This is a genomic window from Erwinia plantamica, assembly GCF_043420595.1.
GTDB lineage: Bacteria > Pseudomonadota > Gammaproteobacteria > Enterobacterales > Enterobacteriaceae > Erwinia > Erwinia aeris.
On the sequence record NZ_JBGCUC010000007.1, the window covers coordinates 120,382 to 140,865 of the forward strand.

Consider the following 20,484-nt stretch of genomic DNA (forward strand, 5'->3'; position numbering starts at 1 on the left):
TATTGCCTGCAGCATAAACCCTTCCCCCAAGGGAAGGTCAAGTTTCACCGCGCCCTGCTGGAAAATTGCGTTTTACGGACATTTCTCTGCTGAAATTGACTGTCGGCCGACGGTAACTGTGCTAACGTCAGAGTATTGACACCCTTTGAGTACAGTTATGAAGAAAAGCATCAAGGCTCTGTTGTTACTGGGCCTGTTTGGCTTCTCATCGACAAGTTTTGCGCTGAGCGAGTCGGAAGCGGAAGATCTGGCGGATCTGACCGCTGTTTTTGTTTACCTGAAAAATGACTGCGGCTATCAGGATCTTCCGGACGGACAGATCCGTCGCGCGCTGGTCTTTTTCGCCCGGCAGAACCGCTGGGATCTGAGCAACTACAGCAGCTTTAATATGAAATCGCTGGGCGCGGACAGCTATCGCGATTTAAGCGGCATCGCCGTGCCCAACGACACCAAATGCAAATCACTGGCCCGCGATTCGCTCAGCCTGCTTGCCTACGTGAAGTAACCCCCGCCGTTTTCCGCCGCCAGTTTGACCGTGCAAGCACGGTCAGAGTTGGCTATCATATCGCGCCCATTTTTCGTGGCTGCTACAACCAGGAGAGCCGTACCATGGCCGAAAAAGAGATGTGGTATGAAACGCTTCATACCGGTTTTGGGCAGTATTTTGCTGTCGATAAAATTTTATACCGCGAACAAACCGGACATCAGGATCTGGTTATCTTTGAAAACGCCGAGCTGGGTCGGGTGATGGCGCTGGACGGCGTGGTGCAAACCACCGAGCGCGATGAATTTATCTATCACGAGATGATGACCCACGTGCCGCTGCTGGCGCACGGCGCGGCGAAGCGCGTGCTGATTATCGGCGGCGGCGACGGCGCAATGCTGCGTGAAGTCAGCCGTCATCAAAACATTGAACAGATTACGATGGTAGAAATCGACGCGGGCGTGGTGACGTTCTGCAAAGAGTATCTGCCGAATCATAATGCGGGGGCTTATGAAGATCCGCGCTTCAGGCTGGTAATCGATGACGGCGTCAATTTCGTGCGCCAGTGCAATGAAAAATTCGACGTCATTATTTCTGACTGCACCGATCCGATTGGGCCGGGCGAAAGTCTGTTTACCTCGGAATTTTATGAAGGATGCCGGCGCTGCCTCAATGAAAACGGCATTTTTGTGGCGCAGAATGGCGTCTGCTTCCTGCAGCAGGACGAAGCGGTCAACAGCCATCGCAAGCTGAGCCACTATTTCCGCGACGTCAGCTTTTACCAGGCGGCCGTACCGACCTATTACGGCGGCATCATGACCTTTGCCTGGGCAAGCGACAACCCGGCGCTGCGCCAGCTGGATACGGCCACGCTTGCGGCGCGTTATCAGCAGGCCGGCCTGACCTGTCGCTATTACAATCCGGCGATCCACACCGGCAGCTTTGCCCTGCCGCAATATCTGTTGAATGCGCTGGCTGACCAGCCGGGCATTTTAAGGGGGTGAACGAAATTGCAAAAGCTTAAACTACATGGCTTCAACAACCTGACGAAAAGCCTGAGTTTTTGTATCTACGATATCTGTTACGCGAATACCGATGCGGAGCGTGACGGCTACATTGCGTACATTGATGAGCAGTACAATGCCAACCGTCTGACGGAGATCCTTAGCGAAACCTGCTCGATTATCGGCGCTAACGTGCTGAATATTGCGCGCCAGGACTATGAGCCACAGGGCGCCAGCGTCACCATTCTGGTGAGCGAAGAGCCGATCGATCCGAAAGATATCGATAAGTCGGAGCATCCTGGCCCGCTGCCGGGTTCGGTGGTCGCGCACCTGGATAAAAGCCATATCTGCGTGCATACCTATCCGGAGAGCCACCCGGAAGGCGGACTCTGCACCTTCCGCGCGGATATTGAGGTGTCGACCTGCGGCGTGATTTCGCCACTGAAAGCGCTGAACTATCTGATCCACCAGCTGGAATCGGATATCGTCACCATCGACTATCGCGTGCGCGGCTTTACCCGCGACGTGAACGGCGTGAAGCACTTTATCGATCACGAGATCAACTCGATTCAGAATTTTATGTCGGAAGATATGAAGTCGATGTACGACATGATGGACGTCAACGTCTATCAGGAGAACATCTTCCATACCAAGATGCTGCTGAAAGAGTTTGATTTAAAACATTATCTTTTCAATACCCGCCCGGAAGATCTGACACCGCAGGAGCACAAGCGCATTACCGACCTGCTGTGGAAAGAGATGCGGGAAATTTACTACGGCCGCAATATTCCTTCTGTAGGCTTTAAAACGCTGTAAGAAGCTGGTCTCTACCACGGGCGGCCTGCGGGCGGCCCGTTTTGCTCAGGGTTTCGCCAGCGTCAGCGTAAACGGCTGCCCGCTCAGCGCCTTCACTTCCTGCTCGCCCAGCAGCTCGTCGGTAATGATATCGGTCAGGCTTTGCAGCGGCGTGGCGCAGAACAGCGACCAGGAACCATATTTGCTGCTGTCCGCTAACAGCACCCTGCGTCGCGCGTTGATCAGCAAATCCTCTTTCAGCCCCGCTTTTTCTTCGGTCGGCGTGGTAATGCCCTTCTCCAGGCTCCACGAGTTACAGCTGACAAACGCGACGTCCGGGTAGATATTCCGCAGCAGCCTGCGCCCGTGCTCGCCAATGCAGGACTGGCTGGAGTCGTCGATGCGCCCGCCGATAATCGTCACCTCAATCTGCCTGAACTCCGACAGAAACAGCGCGATATGCAGGTCGGCGGTGATCACCCGCAGCGGCAGATGCGTCAGCTGACGCGCCAGTTCCAGCATGGTCGTCCCGGCATCCAGCACCACCGCGTCGTTGGCTTTCACCAGGCTGGCCGCCGCCAGGGCGATAGCCTGTTTTTCCGTGAGATGACGCTGCATTTTTTCCAGCGTGGTGGGCTGAGCGGGAATAAAGCGGTTAAGGGTCACGCCGCCGTGCGTCCGGCTGATGACCCCTTCCCGATCCAGTTTGATCAGATCCCGTCGGATCGTAGCCGGCGACGCGGAAATCGCCGCCACCAGCTGATCGACAGTCACCAGATTATGGCTTTTCAGATAGTCCATGATCTGGTCCAGGCGACTTTGTCCCTTCATAGGTCCTTATGCAAGCTGCATCGCTAGCTGAATGGAAATCGCCATGCTCTCAGACTTCGCTTTACCTGTCCAGGCAATATCAAACGCCGTGCCGTGGTCGGCCGAGGTGCGGATAAACGGCAGGCCAGCGGTAATATTCACGCCGTCGTAAAAGCCCAGCAGCTTAAGCGGAATATGCCCCTGATCGTGGTACATCGCCACCACGATGTCGTACTGGCCTTCATAACACTGCAAAAACACTGTATCCGGCGGGCACGGGCCGAAGGCGTTGACGCCCTGCGCTTTCATGGCTTCTATGGCCGGGCCGACGATGGCGATCTCCTCGCCGCCGAACAGCCCGTTTTCGCCCGCGTGCGGATTAACGCCCGCCACCGCGATGCGCGGCTTATCATAGCCGACGCGCCTGAGGAAGGTTTCCGCCATGCCGATCACCGTCTCCACCCGCTCGCGGCTGAGCGTATCCAGGAACTTACGCAGCGCGATATGCGTGGTGACGTGGATCACCTTCAGGCGATCGGTATAAAGCACCATTGCGTAGTTTTTGCTGTCGGTCAGCTTCGCCAGCAGCTCGGTATGGCCGGGATAGAGATGGCCCGCCGAATGCAGCGCTTCTTTATTCAGCGGCGCGGTGGCGATAGCCTGCACTTCGCCCGCCAGCGCCAGCTCGGTTGCGCGCTTCACGCAGCGGTAGGCCAAATCGCCTGCGGCTACCTGCACCACGCCGGGCTTTAACGCATCAGGATCGGCCAGCGGCTCGTCGATAACGTTAATAATGCCCGGCGCAAAGCGCGCTTCGGCCACGCTGTTAACTATCCGCAGCTCCGCCTGCGGCGTAATGCCCATCGTCATAATCCGCCGCAGCGTGCTGGCGCAGCCCACTACCACCGCAGGCGCGCCGGAAAGCTCGCCCTCCGCCAGGGATTTGATGATTATTTCCGGGCCAATACCCGCCGGATCGCCCATGGTAACCGCAATAATTTTACTCACTCGCCTTCTCCTCAATAAAACGAAAAACTTCTACCAGGGTGTTTTCATCACCAAAACCGCCAGCCTTGGTAAGCACCAGCAGGTTGTCGTTACCTTGCAGCAGATGGCCGTAAGGCACGCAGCCCGCCACCTGCCCTGAAATCTGAAAGCCCTGCGCGCCCAGCCCGCGCGCCACCGCTATCGCCACGTCGCCGCCGGAGAGATAAAGCGCTGAAGGCGTAACGTCGCACAGCACGTCGGCGGTCAGTTCCGCCAGATAAGCGCAAATCTGTTCGCCAAGCTGCTGGCGGCTGAGATCGAGCCGTTCGCACAGCGAGGCGATAGCCTGACGCTGCTCCGCCTGCTGGCAGGTGCGGATCACGCAGTGTCGGCCCTGCTGTAGCGCCTCCGTCACCGCCTGTCGCCAGCGCTGTCCCGGCGCGCCGCCGCTAAAAAGCTGACTGATATCCACATCGATCAGCCGGATTGCCTTTTGCTGCATCAGCTGCGTTATCTGCCGCTGCGCGACTTCACTCATCGATCCTATAACCGCCAGCCCGGCCTTTACCGGAGCGGGCGAGCCTGCCATCCCGCCCGGCGCCAGCCTCGTCAGCCGCCTGCCCAGCGCGTCGCTCAGCCCGGCGGCGCCCACCAGCAAAGGGCGCTCGTCCAGCTCGTCCGCCGCCTGCATGATGCGTTGCAGATCGGCGTCCGTTTGCGCATCCAGCACGATCAGCCGCTTGCCGTCAGCAATAGCCGCTTCGATGCGTTGCCGCAGATCCGCCTGCGCCGACAGCGGGATCAGGCCAACCGGCAGCGTGGTTTGCTCGCCAAGGCGCGCCGCTATGCTGGCACTGCTTACCGGCGTTTTAGGATCGCTGGCATATTCCGTTTCCGTCAGCAGGCGGCCATCGATATAGCAGCAGCCTTCTACGGTGGTACGGCCCAGCGCGGGCACCGCTGGCGCTATCAGCGCCACGCGTTTATCGCCTGCCAGTAAAGCCGCTTCGATTTCCGCGCCGGGATTGCCGCGCAGCGTCGAGTCGATTTTTTTAAACAGCCAGCCGTCGCGGGCCACATCCCTTCTGCCCGCTATCGCCGCAGCGGTACGCCGGGCGGCCTGTTCCGCGCTGGTCGCCCGGCTGTCGGTATTGACGACCCAGGCATCGGCCTGTTCCACGGTGGGCGTGGCCGCATCAAACAGCACATGAACCCGCGCGCCGACGTTGGCAAGCCCGACCCCGGCATCGTTCGCGCCGGTAAAGTCATCCGCAATCACCAGCACAGGCATCTTCCATTTTGTGCGCATCTTCATCACTCCCTAAGTTCGACAAGCCGGTTTTCATTGGGAGTGATTATATTCAATCACAATTGATTATATGTGAGCACGGTCAAATTAATCAAAATCAATTTGCCCTATAAATTCCTCCTGCCTGCCGCGAATGAGCAGGTTAATGACCAAATGTAATCAATTCACCCTCAGCCAGGACAGGACTTATGACCATTAACAGCACCGTGATTGCTGGTTACCAGGCGCTTAGCGACATCGGCTATCTGTTGCAAAACCATCGGCACGTGCTGCTGGTGACGGATAAAAACATTGTCGGCATTCCGGCGGTGCAAACGCTGATCCAACAGATTGGCAGCAGAGCGACGCTGAGCATTGTGGACAGCGTGCCGCCGGAGCCGAGCCAGCATGACGTGGCGGCGATAGTGGCGTCGCTGCCGGGGAAAAAGGTGGATATGGTGGCTGGCGTCGGCGGCGGCAGCGTGCTGGACGTCGCCAAACTGCTTTCCGTGCTCTGCGTTGAGGACGCGCCTTCGCTGGAAGCGCTGCTGGCCGGTGAAAAACCGCTGCGCCGCACGGCCTCGCTGCTGATCCCAACGACCGCAGGCACGGGTTCCGAAGCCACGCCAAACGCGATCCTCGCTATCCCGGAGAAAGAAACCAAGGTCGGCATTATCTCGCCGGTGATGCTGCCGGATTACGTGGTGCTGGCGCCCGAGCTGACCACCAGTATGCCCGCGCATATCGCCTCTTCCACCGGCATCGATGCGCTTTGCCATCTGATTGAGTGCTTCACCGCCACCGTCGCCAATCCGGTCAGCGACAACTACGCGCTGATCGGCATGAAAAAGCTGTTCGCCAGCCTGGAAAAGACGATTGCGGAGCCGGATAACCTGGCGGCGCGTCTGGATATGCTCTGGGCATCGTATTACGGCGGCGCGGCCATTGCCCATGCCGGTACGCACCTGGTGCACGCCATGTCCTATCCGCTGGGCGGCAAATATCACCTGCCGCACGGCGTGGCGAACGCCATTTTGCTGGCACCGTGTATGCGTTTTGTCCGTCCTGCGGCGGTCAGCAAGTTCGCCCAGGCTTACGACCTGCTGCCGGACGCTGACGCCTCGCTGAGCGAAGAAGCGAAGTCCGTGGCGCTGGTTGACTATTTCGCCGCGCTGGTGAAGCGCCTGAAGCTGCCTGCCAGCCTGGACGAGCTGGGCATCAACGCTGAGCATCTGCCTTATCTGGTCGAGGCCGCGCTGGACGTGCAGCGCCTGATGAAAAACGTGCCGTGTGCGGTCAGCGCCGACGACGTCCGCGAGGTCTATCTGACCCTGTTTCCGACCCTGAATCACTAAACGAATAATGAGGCCATGATGAACACAATCACCGGCGTACTGACCGCCATCGTCACCCCTTTTACCGCTGACGGCGACTACTGCGAGCAGGCGATGCGCCAGCAGATCCAGCGCCAGCTTGCCGCTGGCAACGGTATTTTTTGCGGCGGCACCAACGGCGAGTTTTTTGTGCTTAACGAGCAGGAAAAGCTGGCGGTCACCGCCACCTGCGTGGAGGAAGTCGCGGGCAAAGCGCCGCTGGTGGCGCACGTGGGCGAAATCTCCACCCGCGAAACCATTCGCCTGGGCAAGCAGGTCGCCAGACTGGGCGTGGATGCCGTTTCGGTTATCACGCCTTACTTCGTGCCGCTAAAACAGGAGGAGCTGATCGCCCATTACGAGGCGGTCGCCGACGCGCTGGAGGTGCCGGTCTTTCTGTATAACATTCCGGCCCGCACCGGCAACACGCTCCAGCCGCAGACGGTGCGCAAACTGGCCGCGCATCCCAATATCGTTGGCATCAAAGACAGCGCGGGCAGTTATGAGAGCCTGAGCGGCTTTTTGCAGGCGGCGCAGGGCACGGAAAATTTCAGCGTGCTGAACGGCCCGGACTCGCTGATCCATCAGGGCTTTGTTGACGGCTGCGCCGCCTGCATCTCCGGGCTGGCCAACGTCGCGCCGAAAGAGATCAACGCCATCTGGGCGCGTTTTAACGACGGCGATATCGAGGGGTCGCGCCGCGCGCAGGAAAACGTGACCGGTCTGCGCACCGACCTTTACAGCGTCGCCTTCTCGCCAGCGGCGGTGAAAAAAGCCGTGGCGCTGATGGGCTATGACGTAGGCGAAAGCCGCTATGCCGTGCGCTTCAGCGCCGAAGAAGAGCAGCGTATTCGCCAGATTGTTAATCAGTACACCCGGTAACCCGACCATTACCGCAGGCGTCGCATCAGGCGCTTAACCCTACAAAGGCGTGAAAAGAGCCGCAAGGCCGCCGCGTCTGCTCATAGTGAGGCATCACAATGAAAGCGTTTTCTACTGAAGGCACGTTGATTATTATCTGTATGGTGGTCGCCTATATTTTATTTACCACCTGGCTGACTTACCGCTTAAGAAGTAAAAGCTCCGGCGACTTTATGGAAGGGTCGCGCGCTATGCCCGCTTTTATCGTGGGTATTATGCTGATGTCAGAATATATCGGCGCCAAATCCACCATCGGCACGGCGCAGGCCGCCTTTGAGGATGGTTTTGCCGCTTCCTGGTCGGTCATCGGCGCGGCAATTGGCTTTCCCATTTTCGGGCTGCTGCTGGTCAAGCGTATCTATAATACCGGCAAGATTACTATTTCCGGCGCGATAGCGGAAAAGTACGGCAGCACCACCAAAAATATTATCTCTATTATTATGATTTATGCGCTGCTGCTGGTGAACGTAGGGAATTACGTCAGCGGCGCGGCGGCTATTTCCACCGTATTAAAAGTTAATCTGCCCGTTGCGGCCTTTATTACCGCTATCGTCAGCACCTTCTATTTCGCCTTTGGCGGCATGAAAGGTATGGCGTGGGTCACCATGCTGCACAGCGCGCTGAAATATGTCGGCATCCTGATTATTCTTGGCGTGGCGCTGAAAATGACCGGCGGCATCACGCCGATGGTCGAGAAAATGCCGTCCTTTTACTGGACGTGGGACGGCCATGTCGGCGCCAGCACCATCGTCGCCTGGCTGATTGGCACCATTGGCTCCATCTTCTGCACCCAGTTTGTGATTCAGGCGATCTCTTCCACTAAAAGCCCGGCGGCGGCCAGACGCGCCACCTGGGTCGCCTTTTTCTTCTGCCTGCCTATCGGTATCGCTATCGCCATGATCGGCGTGGCGGCGAAATATCTGCACCCCGAGATCAACAGCCTCTATGCGCTGCCGGTATTTTTGCAGGATATGAGCCCGTGGCTGGCCGGCATCGTCACCACCTCGCTGGTCGCGTCGATTTTCGTCAGCGTCGGCACCGTGGCGCTGGCTATCGCGTCGCTGATTGTAAAAGATTTCTATGTGCCGTACCGCAACCCCACGCCGGAGCGCGAATTCAAAATGACGCGCTGGCTGTCGCTGGCAATCGGCTTTGCGCCGCTGGTCTTTGTGCTGTTCGTGCCGGAAGTGCTTAAGCTTTCGTTCTTTACCCGCGCCATTCGCCTGTCGATTTCCGTGGTGGCGATCATCGCCTTCTATCTGCCGATGTTTAAAAGCGCGCGCGGCGCAAACTGGGGGCTGATTGGCGCCTGCGTAATGACCTCCGTCTGGTTTGTGCTGGGCGATCCTTTCGGCATCAACAACATGTATATCGCGCTGATTACGCCAGCGGTGATTATGGCTATCGACTATATGATCCCGAGCCGTCAGAGCGTGAAGAAAACCGACAACCGTATGCAAAAAAGTGGAGCCTGAGATGAGTGAAACCCTGACCGTAGAACGCAGCGGCCTTGTGCAGCGCGCGGATAACGCCTCGCGACTGCGCAGCGCCATGCTGCCCTCGCCCTGCCCGCAAAATCACGCGGCTAATCTGCTGCCTTTGCCGGATGGCGATCTGCTTTGCGTCTGGTTTGGCGGCACTCAGGAAGGCATTGCCGATATCTCCATCTGGTGCTCGCGGCTGGCGAAAAACAGCGAGCGCTGGAGCGAACCGCAGAAACTTTCCGACGACAGCAGCCGTTCCGAGCAAAATCCGGTGCTGTTTTTAGCGCCCGACAACGTGCTGTGGCTGCTGTGGACGGCGCAGAAATCCGGCAATCAGGACACCGCCATCGTGCGTTTTCGTCAGTCGCAGGATTTCGGCAAAAGCTGGGGGCCGATCGCCACGCTGCTGGACAAGCCCGGCACCTTTATTCGTCAGCCGATTGTGGTGTTAGCCAACGGCAACTGGCTGCTGCCGGTGTTCTACTGCACCACGCGGCCCGGCGAAAAATGGGTCGGCAACGAGGATACCAGCGCGGTGAAAATCTCCGCTGACTGCGGTAAAACCTGGCGCGACGTGGCCGTCCCGGAAAGCACCGGCTGCGTGCATATGAATATTACCCTGCTGAAAGATGGCTCGCTGCTGGCGCTGTTTCGCAGCCGCTGGGCGGATAATATTTACGCCAGCCGTTCCGTTGATAACGGCGAAAGCTGGTCGGCGCCGCAACCGACGGAACTGCCGAATAATAACTCGTCAATCCAGGTCACGACGCTGACCAACGGCGATCTGGCGCTGGTATTTAACGCCATGAGCGCCGAGGGCGCCAGCGAGCGGCGTCTTTCCCTCTACGATGAAATTGAGGATGAGGAAGGCGATACTGCCGTTACGCCCGCGACGCACGCCGGAAAAACGGCGTTCTGGGGGGCGCCGCGCGCGCCGATGACGCTGGCGATTTCAGCCGACGGCGGCCGCAGCTGGCCGTGGCAACGCAACCTGGATGAAGGCGACGGTTACTGCATGACCAATAACTCGCAGCAGAAGCTGAACCGCGAGTTCTCCTATCCCAGCATCAAACAGGGCATCAATGGCGAACTGCATATTGCCTACACCTATTTCCGCCAGGCGATTAAATACGTCTGCGTGGACGAGGCCTGGGCTAAGGAGGCCCCATGATTACCGGTAATCTGTCGACGCTGAAAATGGCAACGCTGCCGCCCGTGCTTACCGCGCTGCTTGCCAGGCCGGAACATCATCTGGCGGCGCTACAGGCGCGGGATGACGGCCGCATCCAGCCGGAAGGGGAAAGCTGGTTCTGCACGCTGAGTCCGACGCGCACCGCACCGGCGGCAACGCGGCATACCGAATTTCACCGACAGTATCTGGATATTCAGATCCTGCTGGCGGGTGAAGAGATCGTCCACTTTTCCTGTGCCGATGCCCGTAACCAGCAGGCGGAAGAGCGCAAGCCGGATCTGTTTATCGTTGAGCGCCCCTGGCTGCCGCATTCGGTGCGTTTGCAGCCCGGCGATTTCGTGATTTTCTATCCTGGCGAAGCGCATCAGGCGCTTTGCGCGGTCGGCGAACCGGCAGCGGTACGCAAGGCGGTATTTAAGATCCCGCTGGCGATGCTGGAGGCGCGCGCATGAGCCGTCACGCGTTGATCACGGGCGTCAGCTCCGGCATTGGCGCCGCCACCGCCGATAAGCTGTTGGAAGAAGGCTGGCGCGTAACCGGGCTGAGCCGCACGCTGGTTAAGCGCGACAGCGACGCTTTCGTCTCGCTTTCGGTGGATCTGTTTGACACCGCCGCGCTGAAGCGGGCGCTGGTTAGCTTGCCGCCGGTCGATGCGGTTATTCACGCCGCTGGCATGATGAAGGCCGCGCCGCTGGGCGATCTGGATGAGGAGACAAGCGAAAAGCTCTGGCAACTGCATATTCGGGTAGCAGAGGTGCTGGCGAATCAGCTGGCGCCGCAGCTACCCACGGGCGGGCGCATTGTACTGATCGGCAGCCGCACTTCAACCGGCGCGGCGGGACGCAGCCAGTATGTCAGTACCAAATCGGCGATGAAAGGCATGGTAAGAAGCTGGGCGGCGGAGCTGGCGCCGCGCGGCATTACCGCCAATATTGTCGCGCCGGGCGCAACGGCGACGCCGATGTTAAGCCAGCCCGGACGGGAAAGCTCGCCGCCGAAAATGCCGCCGATCGGGCGTTATATCCAGCCGGAAGAGGTCGCCGCGCTGGTCGGCTATCTGCTCTCCCCCGCCGCCGATGCTATCACCGGCCAGGAGCTGGTGATCTGCGGCGGCGGATCGCTGTAGCCGAGGTTTTAAGGGCAAGCAGCTGCCGCCAACGGCAGCTCCTTTGATCTCAGGAAATATGGCAACGGTCAGAAATGCTATAGTGCCTGCCTGTTTTTTATTCAGCATGGAAAGGAAAAAACATGGCGATCCTGAATATTCTGGATTTCGGTGCGGTACCTGACGGAACAACCTTAACAACCGGCGCGATACAAAGCGCCATCAACCAGGCGGCGGCGGGCGACCGCGTCCTTATCCCTGCCGGACGCTATCTTACCGGCTCGCTGTTTTTAAAAAGCGAGATGACGCTGGAACTGGCCGAAGGCGCGGTTTTGCTCGGCAGCCAGCACCTGGAGGATTACCCTAAAATCGCCACCCGCGTTGCCGGTATTGATATGCTCTGGCCGGCGGGGATCGTTAATATCAACCGGTGTCAGGCGGTGAAAATCACGGGCGAGGGCACGATTGACGGCCAGGGCGCGGTCTGGTGGCATAAATTCTGGGGCGAGGATGAAAACGGCGGCATGCTGGCGGAATACAGTCGGCAGGGCTTGCGCTGGGTAGTGGATTACGAATGCGAGCGCCCGCGCAACGTGGTGGTTTACCAGAGCGAAGCGGTAGAGCTGAACGGTTTTCATTCACGCGAATCCGGCTTCTGGAATATTCATCTTTGCTATTCGCATCGGGTCTTTTTACAGGATCTGCGGGTGAGTAACGCGACCGGTCCCAGTACCGACGGCATTGATATCGATTCGTGCGAGCATGTTCGCGTGGAACGATGCGTGGTTTCCTGCAATGACGATAATATCTGCGTCAAATCGGGACGCGGCGCGGAAGCGCAGCGACTGGCAAAAACGACGAGCGATATTGTTATTCGCGACTGTGAGCTGCATAAAGGCTCCGGCATTACGCTGGGCAGCGAAACGTCCGGCGGGATCGAAAATGTGCTGATTGAACATAACCGCTTTTTTGGCACCGGCGTCGGTTTTCGCATCAAATCTGCGCGTAATCGCGGCGGCTGGATCAGGAATATTACCGTGCGCCATCTGCGGCTGGAAGACGTCAGCTATCCCTTTATGATGCAGCTTAACTGGTTTCCGCAGTACAGCTACGGCCAGCAGGTGGGTGAGGATAGCCCCCCGCACTGGCGCAAACTCAGCGAAGGCGTGGAAGGCGCGGCGGGACTCACGCAGGTAGAAAACATTGCCGTTTCTCACGTTACCGGCCGCTTAACCGCGCCGCACCATTTCTCTCGCGCATTTTTTATCGAAGGCGCAGAGGAACGTCCGATCGAACGGCTGCACTTCAGCCATATTACCTTGCAGGCGCAGGAGTTCGGCAAAATCGCTGGCGTGAATAAGCTGAGCTTTGAACAGGTTAGCGTGGATGCCCCCGCCGTCACGCTGGAAAAAAACGACGCTTACGAACGGTAAACCTGATGGGGATGCACATCATCCCCGTATCTTATCCGGCCTGCTGCAATAATTCTCGGGCGCACCGGATTTGCGTTGCTGCCGCAAAAACTTAACGGCAAACCGTGCACCTGCCCTGCATCCCTCAGCCTGTCTATTGCTCGACCTTTTGGGCGGCAACGCTTTGCCGGACGTTGCGCCTGGCTATCCATGAGGTAAATAACGGGGTAAGGATGGCCGTGGTGATCACAGAAGCGGCAATCAGCGGCGTAGCGGCGGAAGCCACGTGCAGAAGAGAAGGATCGGCTTGCGCAATTGCCAACGGGGTGGCAACCGCGTTCCCCGCCGTACTGGAGGCCGCGGCGCCTGCTATTCCCGTTCCGCCAACGAGGCGATCGATACGAACGTTAAAAAAGCCGCCGAAAAAAGTAGTCAGCAGGCCCAACGCGACGCCAGCCAGGCCGCCTTCAATCAGCATCGCCAGATCGATCCCCGTGCCCAGCGCAAAAGCGAAGAAGGGGATCAGCAGCGGCCCGCCAGCGGTAAGAAACTGCCGCATATCGGCATCAAGATTCCCCAGCATCATGCCGACCAGTAGCGGCACGATCACGGCAACCAGCGCCATCAGCGGGACGGAAGCCATACCGGCCGCGCCCAACGCAATCAGCGTGAAAAAGGGACCATCGCTCAACGTCATCAGCGGGATCGCGCCGATATCGCTTTCGCTGCCGAACTCCCCGACCAGCGCCGCATAGAGACCGCCGTTGGCATTGCTCATCGCGGCAATAATCGCTACGCTGCTCAGCCCCCAAACGCCTTCCGCCCCCATGAACTTATCGACAGCAAACCCAAGCGCCACCGCGACGAGCAGCTTAACCAGCGTAATGCTGCCGCCCTGAAGAATGGCGCGAGGTGCCGCGCCGAAACCGATGCCGGCCCCCATGCAGATTAAAAAAGCGCCAATAAGCGGCGCGGCGCCCTGTTTAAACAAGGCCGTGGTGAAGCCGCCGATTTCCAGCAGCTGTGGCGCGAAGGTATTGAGGGTGGTTCCGGCAACCAGCGGCACGACCATCATGCCGCCGGGAATTTTCTCAATCATCCTTTTCAGTTTCATCAGCATCCTGCCTCGTTTTAAGGTTATCCCCCCGTTTGATTCTAATGAATCAAAAGTGAATAAAAACGATCACGATCGCAGATAAAAGCATCCAGATTGATTAAAAAATGTCAAAGAAGGCGGATCAACGCCCCTGAAGAAAACCGCGATAGGCGGCAATCACCGCCAGAAAATCCTCGACGCCGCAGAAGCACAGGCTCTCTTCATCGTAGTAGCTCATGCCCTCTTCCATCTCGTCGCCTTCAATACTGAGCAGATTGGCGCGCACGATCACCTCTTCTTCATCCAGCCAGATCGTATATTCGCGGCCCACGCGCTGCCACTGGCGCTCGCTGCCTTTCACTTCGGCGACGGCGGCCTCTACCTCATCCAGCAGCGCTAAATTGTCCGCTGCCTCTTCATTAAACCAGTGGCCGATAGCTTCATGCCCCATCGACATGCGTACTTTTACCGTGCCGGTAACGTCGCGTAAAAATTCATATTCCATACTGCTTTCCTCTGACCTTACCGGGCTGCGGCCTCAATCTGCCGCCTGCGCCGGCCCGCTCCTGTGAACGGGTTAACCTTTCTATTATCGCAGCATAAGGGCCAAAGAAAAGGAAAGAGAGAAGAAATGAAACAACGATCTCGCAAAAACGGCAGACGTATGATCAACCGCTCGGGCGGCTCTGTCCGGGAACGTAAGATAAACTCGCTATAATGCATATACACTAAACTTCGGGCCGTTCGGCATACAGAAAAGGGCTAAAAACATTGGATTAATTAGCTTCAGTAAAGTAGATCGAGCTGCGAAGGTGGAGAAAGCACCACCAGCTTGCCTGAATTTTCTTTTCGGAAAACGATTTCATATCTGGCATGGCCGATCCCCATAACGTCATTATCCAGATCGGTATAGGCCACTCTGACGGCTTTGTTTTTAGCCCATGCGGGTAAAGCGGTTATCTGGTAGGTAAAATCAACGGTCACCGTGCCATCGTTATGATGATTGAGATCGGTTATCTTACTAACCTTAAAATTACCGTAGCAAAAGTCACCGGACTGGTTGAAAGCTTTTTGGCCGTATGTGGTCAGCCGCCAGTCTATTTTTCCGCCTGTAGTTTTTTTAGTAATCAGACCGGCCTCTTTTAACGCCTCCATTTTTGCATTTATCCAGCTATAGCCCTGCGTATTTGTAACGGCTGGCCAGATTTTCTCGCCAAGACAAAGTGGCGGCTGGTTATCTAATGCCTGCTGTATCGCCGCTTTATAGTTATTATCATTCACGCCAGCGTTACTGGCATGACAAGATACAGTAAATAACGCTGCCGCCAGCATGATAATTGCTTTCATTTAAACTCATCCATATTAATATTTTTAAGCGCTTCGTCCACGTCGTTGAATTTTTCTTTGGTGATGTAGCTTCCCGCCAGGCTCCATTGAAACGCAGGGACGCCCGGATCGTTTTCCCCTTCCGTTATAACATAGCGATTTATCCTGACCAGGCCTGAGTTCAATACGTCGCTGCCATCATTATCAGTAGCGAATTTTTCAGCGCTAACTACAGAATATCCGTTGTGGTAAACGAGCAATCTGTAATCATATATTTTAACGCCAGAGGCGGAAAGCCTGATATCGGCCCATGTAAAACCGCTGGCCTGCGGGCAGGGAACGCTGTTGTAACCACCCTGCTTATTTTTTATAAAAACATTCATCGTCTGGCTGGGATGAGACGTGTTATTTTCATAATCCGCGATAAACAAAATATCTTTCAGACCATCGGCATTAATATCAATAACGTTCTGCCCGCTGTGTAAAGAAACGTATTCAGCCTGAGCGCTGGCGAATCCTGAAAAAAGCAGACCCATCAGTAAAAATTTATTTTTCACTGACGGCATTCCTGACCAGGCGAAAACCGATATCAGACATGACGAATTTTGCACTATGCGAGTCACAGCTTGCCAGGGAAGCAGAATGGGCAATATAGCTTCCTCCGCAAAAATAGTGCATGGCAACGCCTGCCGTCTCACTTTTGTCGTTTATCCATTCATAGACGTTACCGCTCATATCATAAATATCCGCATCATTTGGTTTTAACGAACTTACTTTGGCCGTGCCAAATTGCTGACTGTTAAACGGTGGATACCAGGCAACGCTGTCGGCTCTGTCACTGCCAGAAAAACGATTGCCATAGCGACCTTTGGCTACTGCTTTTTCTCCGCCTCGCGCGGCTACCTGCCATTCATTAATATCAGGTAAGCGATAACCGTCTGCGTGGCTGTCCTCATGCAGGTTGTCAGTCTCTTCAACATTATAGACAATAGCTCCTTTGTTCGTCAGATAGACGGGCTGCAAATGCTGTAACACGCTTAACGCATTGGCAAAGACAACGGCATCGCCCCATTCGATATTAGTTACCGGATGCTTTCCCTGTTCGTAATCAGGCTCGCGACAATCTTCATAAATAGCGCCATTGCAGCCGGGGTTAAACAAATAGTTATTATTCTGCCCCCACGCATAGATCTGTTGATAAAGCGCGTAGCTAACCTCGGTTTGCATGATGTAAAAGCTTTTTATTTTTGCATTGGCATGCTGTGCATAGTCGTGTTTGCCAAAAACGTCGCCTACGTAATAATCACCGCCCTTTATTAAAACTTCAGAGATATCGGGTTGAGCAAAAACCTTATAAGAAAAGAAGCATAGAAAGATGATGAGATTTCTTGCCAGGATGTTCATTGAGCCTCGACATATCAGAAGATAGTTACAGGATATTTTCAAAACCAGTATAGGGACATTCACACAATAACCGAACTGGTCTTTAAAAGGAAGGTTATGCGCTTACCTGCCCTTCCTGAAAAATAATGAGACGCTGTATCATTTTTTTTGCGTAGTGATTTATCATGCGCTAATTTATAAACAGGCAATGCGTGGTTTGTCGGCATAAGTCAGCTTTAGTTTTCAGCCCACATCTATATTATCTTTTCTTGTTGGACTGCGCTTTTATCCGACGTTATTTTTCCTGAGCGTTTGCCGCTACACTATTTTCCTTTTTAAATGGACGGCAAGGTAGCGGCTTATCTGAAGGGGCACAGAAATGTCTCCTGGCGTTCACTTTTGCCATAGGAGGGTAAGAGTGGTGCTTAGGGATAAAAATGGCGGATACGTATCATTCCCTGATTTTAAACTGCCTGTACGGCAGTGAACACTGAGCGCTTTAAAAGCTGCGTAACCGAAATTTTCTAAGCTGCCTGTGCGGCAGTGAACTGCGGCATCGCGCTGCACGACTGGCGCTACGTTTTCTAAGCTGCCTGTGCGGCAGTGAACTGAGATGTGGACTGATGATGGGGCGCAGTTCTTTTCTAAGCTGCCTGTGCGGCAGTGAACCAGCAGAAATTTTTATAACCCTCCCGCTCTCATTTCTAAGCTGCCTGTGCGGCAGTGAACGGCCACGCGCATAGTGCTGCCATCTTTCAGCTTTTCTAAGCTGCCTGTGCGGCAGTGAACTTGAAGTTGCTTATAAAACAACTGGGCAGGGCTTTCTAAGCTGCCTGTGCGGCAGTGAACAGTAACGCTTTCAGTTTAACATCATGTATTGCAGGGAAAATTGACCTATCTCGGGTAAAAACCCTTTTTTTAGCCCTTCATTAAAACCACTTAAAATCAATAGATTAAATAACCACTCTAAAAAAGGGTTTCAAAGAACCTGCCTGATTCCTTCATACGATCCTCTGATTTACGCCCATAAAAAATCCGGGACTGAAAACAGCCCCGGACTTTTATTTACCGCGAAAGCGCTATTCGGCTCTGAATAACGCTTATTGAGGATTTAAACCGCAGTCTGGAAAATCACGCCGTCGGCTTTCTCCGTATACTGGCTCAGCTGATCGAAGTTCAGATAGCGATAAGTATCCACCGCCGTCTTATCAACCTGCGCCATAAACTGCTGATATTCGTCCGGCGTTGGCAGTTTGCCCAACAGCGAAGCGACCGCAGCCAGCTCTGCTGAAGCCAGATAAACGTTCGCGCCGGTGCCCAGGCGGTTCGGGAAGTTACGGGTTGAGGTGGAAACCACCGTCGCACCGTCCGCCACGCGTGCCTGGTTACCCATGCACAGTGAACAGCCAGGGATTTCGATACGCGCGCCGCTCTTGCCAAAGACGCTGTAGTAACCCTCTTCCGTCAGCTGCGCCGCATCCATCTTGGTTGGCGGAGCCACCCACAGGCGCGTTGGCAGCTGGCCTTTATGACTGTCCAGCAGCTTACCGGCGGCACGGAAGTGACCGATGTTGGTCATACAGGAACCGATAAAGACCTCGTCAATCTTCTCGCCCTGCACGTCCGACAGCAGACGAGCATCATCCGGATCGTTTGGCGCGCACAGGATTGGCTCTTTGATTTCAGCCAGATCGATTTCGATAACCGCCGCGTATTCCGCATCCGCATCGCCTTCCAGCAGCTGCGGATCCGCCAGCCATTTTTCCATTCCCTGAATACGACGTTCCAGCGTGCGGCGATCGCCGTAGCCTTCCGCAATCATCCACTTCAGCAGCACGATATTGGAGTTGAGGTATTCAATAATAGGATCTTTGCCCAGCTTGATCGTACAGCCAGCCGCAGAACGCTCGGCGGACGCATCGGACAGCTCAAACGCCTGTTCGACTTTCAGATCCGGCAGGCCTTCGATTTCCAGGATGCGGCCGGAGAAGATGTTTTTCTTGCCCTTCTTCTCCACGGTCAGCAGGCCCTGCTTGATGGCATACAGCGGAATGGCGTGAACCAAATCGCGCAGCGTAATGCCCGGCTCCATTTTGCCCTTGAAGCGCACCAGCACGGACTCTGGCATATCCAGAGGCATCACGCCGGTTGCCGCCGCAAACGCCACCAGCCCGGAACCGGCCGGGAAAGAGATGCCGATTGGGAAACGGGTATGCGAGTCGCCGCCTGTTCCTACGGTATCCGGCAGCAGCATACGGTTCAGCCAGCTGTGGATAATGCCGTCGCCTGGACGCAGCGATACGCCGCCACGGTTCATAATAAAGTCCGGCAGCGTGTGGTGCGTAGAGACGTCAACCGGCTTCGGATAAGCTGCCGTGTGGCAGAAAGACTGCATCACCAGATCGGCAGAGAAGCCCAGGCAGGCCAGGTCTTTCAGCTCGTCACGGGTCATTGGGCCGGTGGTGTCCTGCGAACCCACGGAAGTCATTTTTGGCTCGCAGTATGCGCCCGGACGCACACCTTCCGTACCACAGGCGCGGCCAACCATTTTCTGCGCCAGCGAGTAGCCGCGCGTGCTTGCCGCCACGTCTTTCGCCTGACGGAACACGTCGCTTTGCGGCAGGCCCAGCGCTTCACGAGCTTTAGTCGTCAGACCGCGACCGATGATCAGCGGGATACGACCACCCGCACGAACTTCATCGAGCAGAACGTCAGTTTTCAGCGCAAAGTTAGCTAACACTTCGCCCGTCTCGTGGTTACGGACTTCGCCTTTATAAGGATAGATGTCGATAACATCGCCCATATGCAGGTTTTGCACATCCACTTCAATTGGCAGCGCGCCAGCATCTTCCATCGTGTTGAAGAAGATTGGCGCAATGTTGTTACCCAGCACCACGCCGCCGCCTTTTTTGTTCGGCACGTAAGGGATGTCGTCGCCCATAAACCACAGCACCGAGTTGGTGGCGGATTTACGGGAAGAACCGGTGCCGACTACGTCGCCGACATAAGCCAGCGGGAAGCCTTTGGCCTGAAGCGCCTCGATCTGTTTGATCGGGCCAACGGCACCAGGCTGATCCGGCTCGATGCCTTCGCGGGTATTCTTCAACATCGCCAGCGCGTGCAGAGGGATATCCGGGCGTGACCAGGCATCAGGTGCAGGAGAAAGATCGTCGGTATTGGTTTCGCCGGTGACCTTGAACACGGTGACGGTGATTTTTTCCGCCAGCTCCGGACGGGAAAGATACCATTCGGCATCTGCCCAGGATTGCAGGATCTGTTTTGCGTGTGGGTTGCCGGCTTTGGCTTTTTCTTCTACGTCGTAGAAGCTGTCGAACATCAGCAGCGTGTGGGACAAGGCTTTAGCGGCAATCGGCGCCAGCTTTTCGTCATCCAGCGCGTCAATCAGCGGATGGATGTTGTAGCCGCCCTGCATGGTGCCCAGCAGTTCAATCGCTTTTTCAGGAGTAACCAGAGGAGAGGTCGCTTCGCCTTTGGCGACAGCAGCCAGGAATCCGGCTTTTACATAGGCCGCTTCGTCAACGCCCGGCGGAACTCGATTAATCAACAGATCGGACAGGAATTCTTCTTCACCCGCTGGCGGGTTTTTCAGCAGTTCAACCAGCGCGGCCATTTGGGAAGCATCTAATGGTTTAGGAACGATCCCTTCGGCAGCACGCTCGGCAACGTGCTTACGGTATTCTTCTAGCACGACGTTCTCCTCGCTCACAGTGTAATGACCGGGCGCCTTCAGGCTTATCGCAAATGCTTTGCGCTCTTTTCTGTAGGGTAAGGTGCCCGGTTTCGCGAGGGCCAGCATAGCAGGA

The 20,484-nt window shown here is 56.1% G+C and carries 19 protein-coding genes and 1 CRISPR repeat array; of the genes, 10 read left to right on the forward strand and 9 right to left on the reverse strand.

Annotation, left to right across the window (positions count from 1 at the left end):
* The first annotated feature begins 157 nt into the window (after window positions 1-157).
* The 3 genes from AB3U87_RS09385 (at window position 158) to speD (ending at window position 2,304) form a co-directional block, all read left to right on the forward strand.
* The gene (locus AB3U87_RS09385) at window positions 158-505 is read left to right on the forward strand and encodes a YacC family pilotin-like protein (RefSeq protein ID WP_125289041.1); all 348 of its coding nucleotides are present in this window, start codon (window positions 158-160) and stop codon (window positions 503-505) included.
* 104 nt (window positions 506-609) lie between these two features.
* Window positions 610-1,488 carry a polyamine aminopropyltransferase gene (speE, locus tag AB3U87_RS09390; RefSeq protein ID WP_301251408.1) on the forward strand — a complete coding sequence of 293 codons (879 nt, stop codon included), beginning with the start codon at window positions 610-612 and terminating at the stop codon, window positions 1,486-1,488.
* 6 nt (window positions 1,489-1,494) lie between these two features.
* Window positions 1,495-2,304: an adenosylmethionine decarboxylase gene (gene speD, locus AB3U87_RS09395; RefSeq protein WP_125289039.1), complete on the forward strand. Its 810-nt coding sequence runs from the start codon at window positions 1,495-1,497 to the stop codon at window positions 2,302-2,304.
* A 45-nt stretch (window positions 2,305-2,349) separates the two neighbouring features.
* Here speD and AB3U87_RS09400 read toward each other — a convergent pair whose 3' ends face one another.
* From AB3U87_RS09400 to dtnK, 3 genes are read right to left on the reverse strand one after another with little or no spacing between them, the layout of a single operon-like run.
* Window positions 2,350-3,114, reverse strand: a complete 765-nt coding sequence (locus tag AB3U87_RS09400; RefSeq protein ID WP_125289038.1) for a DeoR/GlpR family DNA-binding transcription regulator — start codon at window positions 3,112-3,114, stop codon at window positions 2,350-2,352.
* Between the two features lie 6 nt (window positions 3,115-3,120).
* Window positions 3,121-4,101 (reverse strand): D-threonate 4-phosphate dehydrogenase, encoded by a 981-nt coding sequence (locus AB3U87_RS09405; protein ID WP_394148883.1) that lies wholly within the window; start codon window positions 4,099-4,101, stop codon window positions 3,121-3,123.
* Window positions 4,094-5,389, reverse strand: coding sequence for a D-threonate kinase (gene dtnK, locus AB3U87_RS09410; protein WP_394148884.1), 1,296 nt, complete (start codon window positions 5,387-5,389; stop codon window positions 4,094-4,096). Before dtnK ends, AB3U87_RS09405 begins: the two co-directional genes overlap by 8 nt.
* Window positions 5,390-5,577: 188 nt before the next feature.
* Here dtnK and AB3U87_RS09415 point away from each other — a divergent pair, with 188 nt between their 5' ends.
* The 7 genes from AB3U87_RS09415 (at window position 5,578) to AB3U87_RS09445 (ending at window position 12,876) form a co-directional block, all read left to right on the forward strand.
* Window positions 5,578-6,723: an iron-containing alcohol dehydrogenase gene (locus AB3U87_RS09415; protein WP_301251414.1), complete on the forward strand. Its 1,146-nt coding sequence runs from the start codon at window positions 5,578-5,580 to the stop codon at window positions 6,721-6,723.
* 15 nt (window positions 6,724-6,738) lie between these two features.
* Entirely contained in the window at window positions 6,739-7,623 is an 885-nt protein-coding gene (locus AB3U87_RS09420; protein WP_253455243.1) for a dihydrodipicolinate synthase family protein, read from the forward strand.
* Window positions 7,624-7,721: 98 nt separating this feature from the next.
* Window positions 7,722-9,137, forward strand: coding sequence for a sodium:solute symporter family protein (locus AB3U87_RS09425; RefSeq protein ID WP_253455246.1), 1,416 nt, complete (start codon window positions 7,722-7,724; stop codon window positions 9,135-9,137).
* Window position 9,138: 1 nt separating this feature from the next.
* Window positions 9,139-10,317 (forward strand): sialidase family protein, encoded by a 1,179-nt coding sequence (locus AB3U87_RS09430; RefSeq protein ID WP_370734572.1) that lies wholly within the window; start codon window positions 9,139-9,141, stop codon window positions 10,315-10,317.
* Window positions 10,314-10,790 carry a NanQ anomerase/TabA/YiaL family protein gene (locus tag AB3U87_RS09435; RefSeq protein ID WP_301730701.1) on the forward strand — a complete coding sequence of 159 codons (477 nt, stop codon included), beginning with the start codon at window positions 10,314-10,316 and terminating at the stop codon, window positions 10,788-10,790. Before AB3U87_RS09430 ends, AB3U87_RS09435 begins: the two co-directional genes overlap by 4 nt.
* Window positions 10,787-11,464 carry an SDR family NAD(P)-dependent oxidoreductase gene (locus AB3U87_RS09440; protein WP_253455249.1) on the forward strand — a complete coding sequence of 226 codons (678 nt, stop codon included), beginning with the start codon at window positions 10,787-10,789 and terminating at the stop codon, window positions 11,462-11,464. The genes AB3U87_RS09435 and AB3U87_RS09440 overlap by 4 nt, the downstream gene beginning before the upstream one ends.
* A 122-nt stretch (window positions 11,465-11,586) precedes the next feature.
* Window positions 11,587-12,876 carry a glycoside hydrolase family 28 protein gene (locus AB3U87_RS09445; protein WP_394148885.1) on the forward strand — a complete coding sequence of 430 codons (1,290 nt, stop codon included), beginning with the start codon at window positions 11,587-11,589 and terminating at the stop codon, window positions 12,874-12,876.
* Between the two features lie 133 nt (window positions 12,877-13,009).
* On the opposite strand, the gene AB3U87_RS09450 is transcribed toward AB3U87_RS09445, so the two are convergent.
* The 6 genes from AB3U87_RS09450 to acnB all read right to left on the reverse strand — a co-directional run bounded on the left by AB3U87_RS09450 (window position 13,010) and on the right by acnB (window position 20,369).
* The gene (locus tag AB3U87_RS09450; RefSeq protein ID WP_253455251.1) at window positions 13,010-13,969 is read right to left on the reverse strand and encodes a 2-keto-3-deoxygluconate permease; all 960 of its coding nucleotides are present in this window, start codon (window positions 13,967-13,969) and stop codon (window positions 13,010-13,012) included.
* 124 nt (window positions 13,970-14,093) lie between these two features.
* Window positions 14,094-14,456 (reverse strand): protein YacL, encoded by a 363-nt coding sequence (gene yacL, locus AB3U87_RS09455; protein WP_369895511.1) that lies wholly within the window; start codon window positions 14,454-14,456, stop codon window positions 14,094-14,096.
* 281 nt (window positions 14,457-14,737) lie between these two features.
* The gene (locus tag AB3U87_RS09460) at window positions 14,738-15,298 is read right to left on the reverse strand and encodes a CpmK protein (protein WP_394148886.1); all 561 of its coding nucleotides are present in this window, start codon (window positions 15,296-15,298) and stop codon (window positions 14,738-14,740) included.
* Entirely contained in the window at window positions 15,295-15,834 is a 540-nt protein-coding gene (locus AB3U87_RS09465; RefSeq protein WP_394148887.1) for a carbapenem self-resistance protein CarG family protein, read from the reverse strand. The genes AB3U87_RS09460 and AB3U87_RS09465 overlap by 4 nt, the downstream gene beginning before the upstream one ends.
* Complete coding sequence (locus AB3U87_RS09470) at window positions 15,824-16,681, reverse strand: SUMF1/EgtB/PvdO family nonheme iron enzyme (RefSeq protein WP_301251425.1); 858 nt, start codon at window positions 16,679-16,681, stop codon at window positions 15,824-15,826. Before AB3U87_RS09470 ends, AB3U87_RS09465 begins: the two co-directional genes overlap by 11 nt.
* 440 nt (window positions 16,682-17,121) lie before the next feature.
* A CRISPR array of direct repeats spans window positions 17,122-17,509; the repeat unit is 28 nt; unit sequence TTTCTAAGCTGCCTGTGCGGCAGTGAAC.
* Between the two features lie 262 nt (window positions 17,510-17,771).
* Window positions 17,772-20,369 carry a bifunctional aconitate hydratase 2/2-methylisocitrate dehydratase gene (gene acnB / locus AB3U87_RS09475; RefSeq protein WP_394148888.1) on the reverse strand — a complete coding sequence of 866 codons (2,598 nt, stop codon included), beginning with the start codon at window positions 20,367-20,369 and terminating at the stop codon, window positions 17,772-17,774.
* Window positions 20,370-20,484 lie beyond the last annotated feature (115 nt).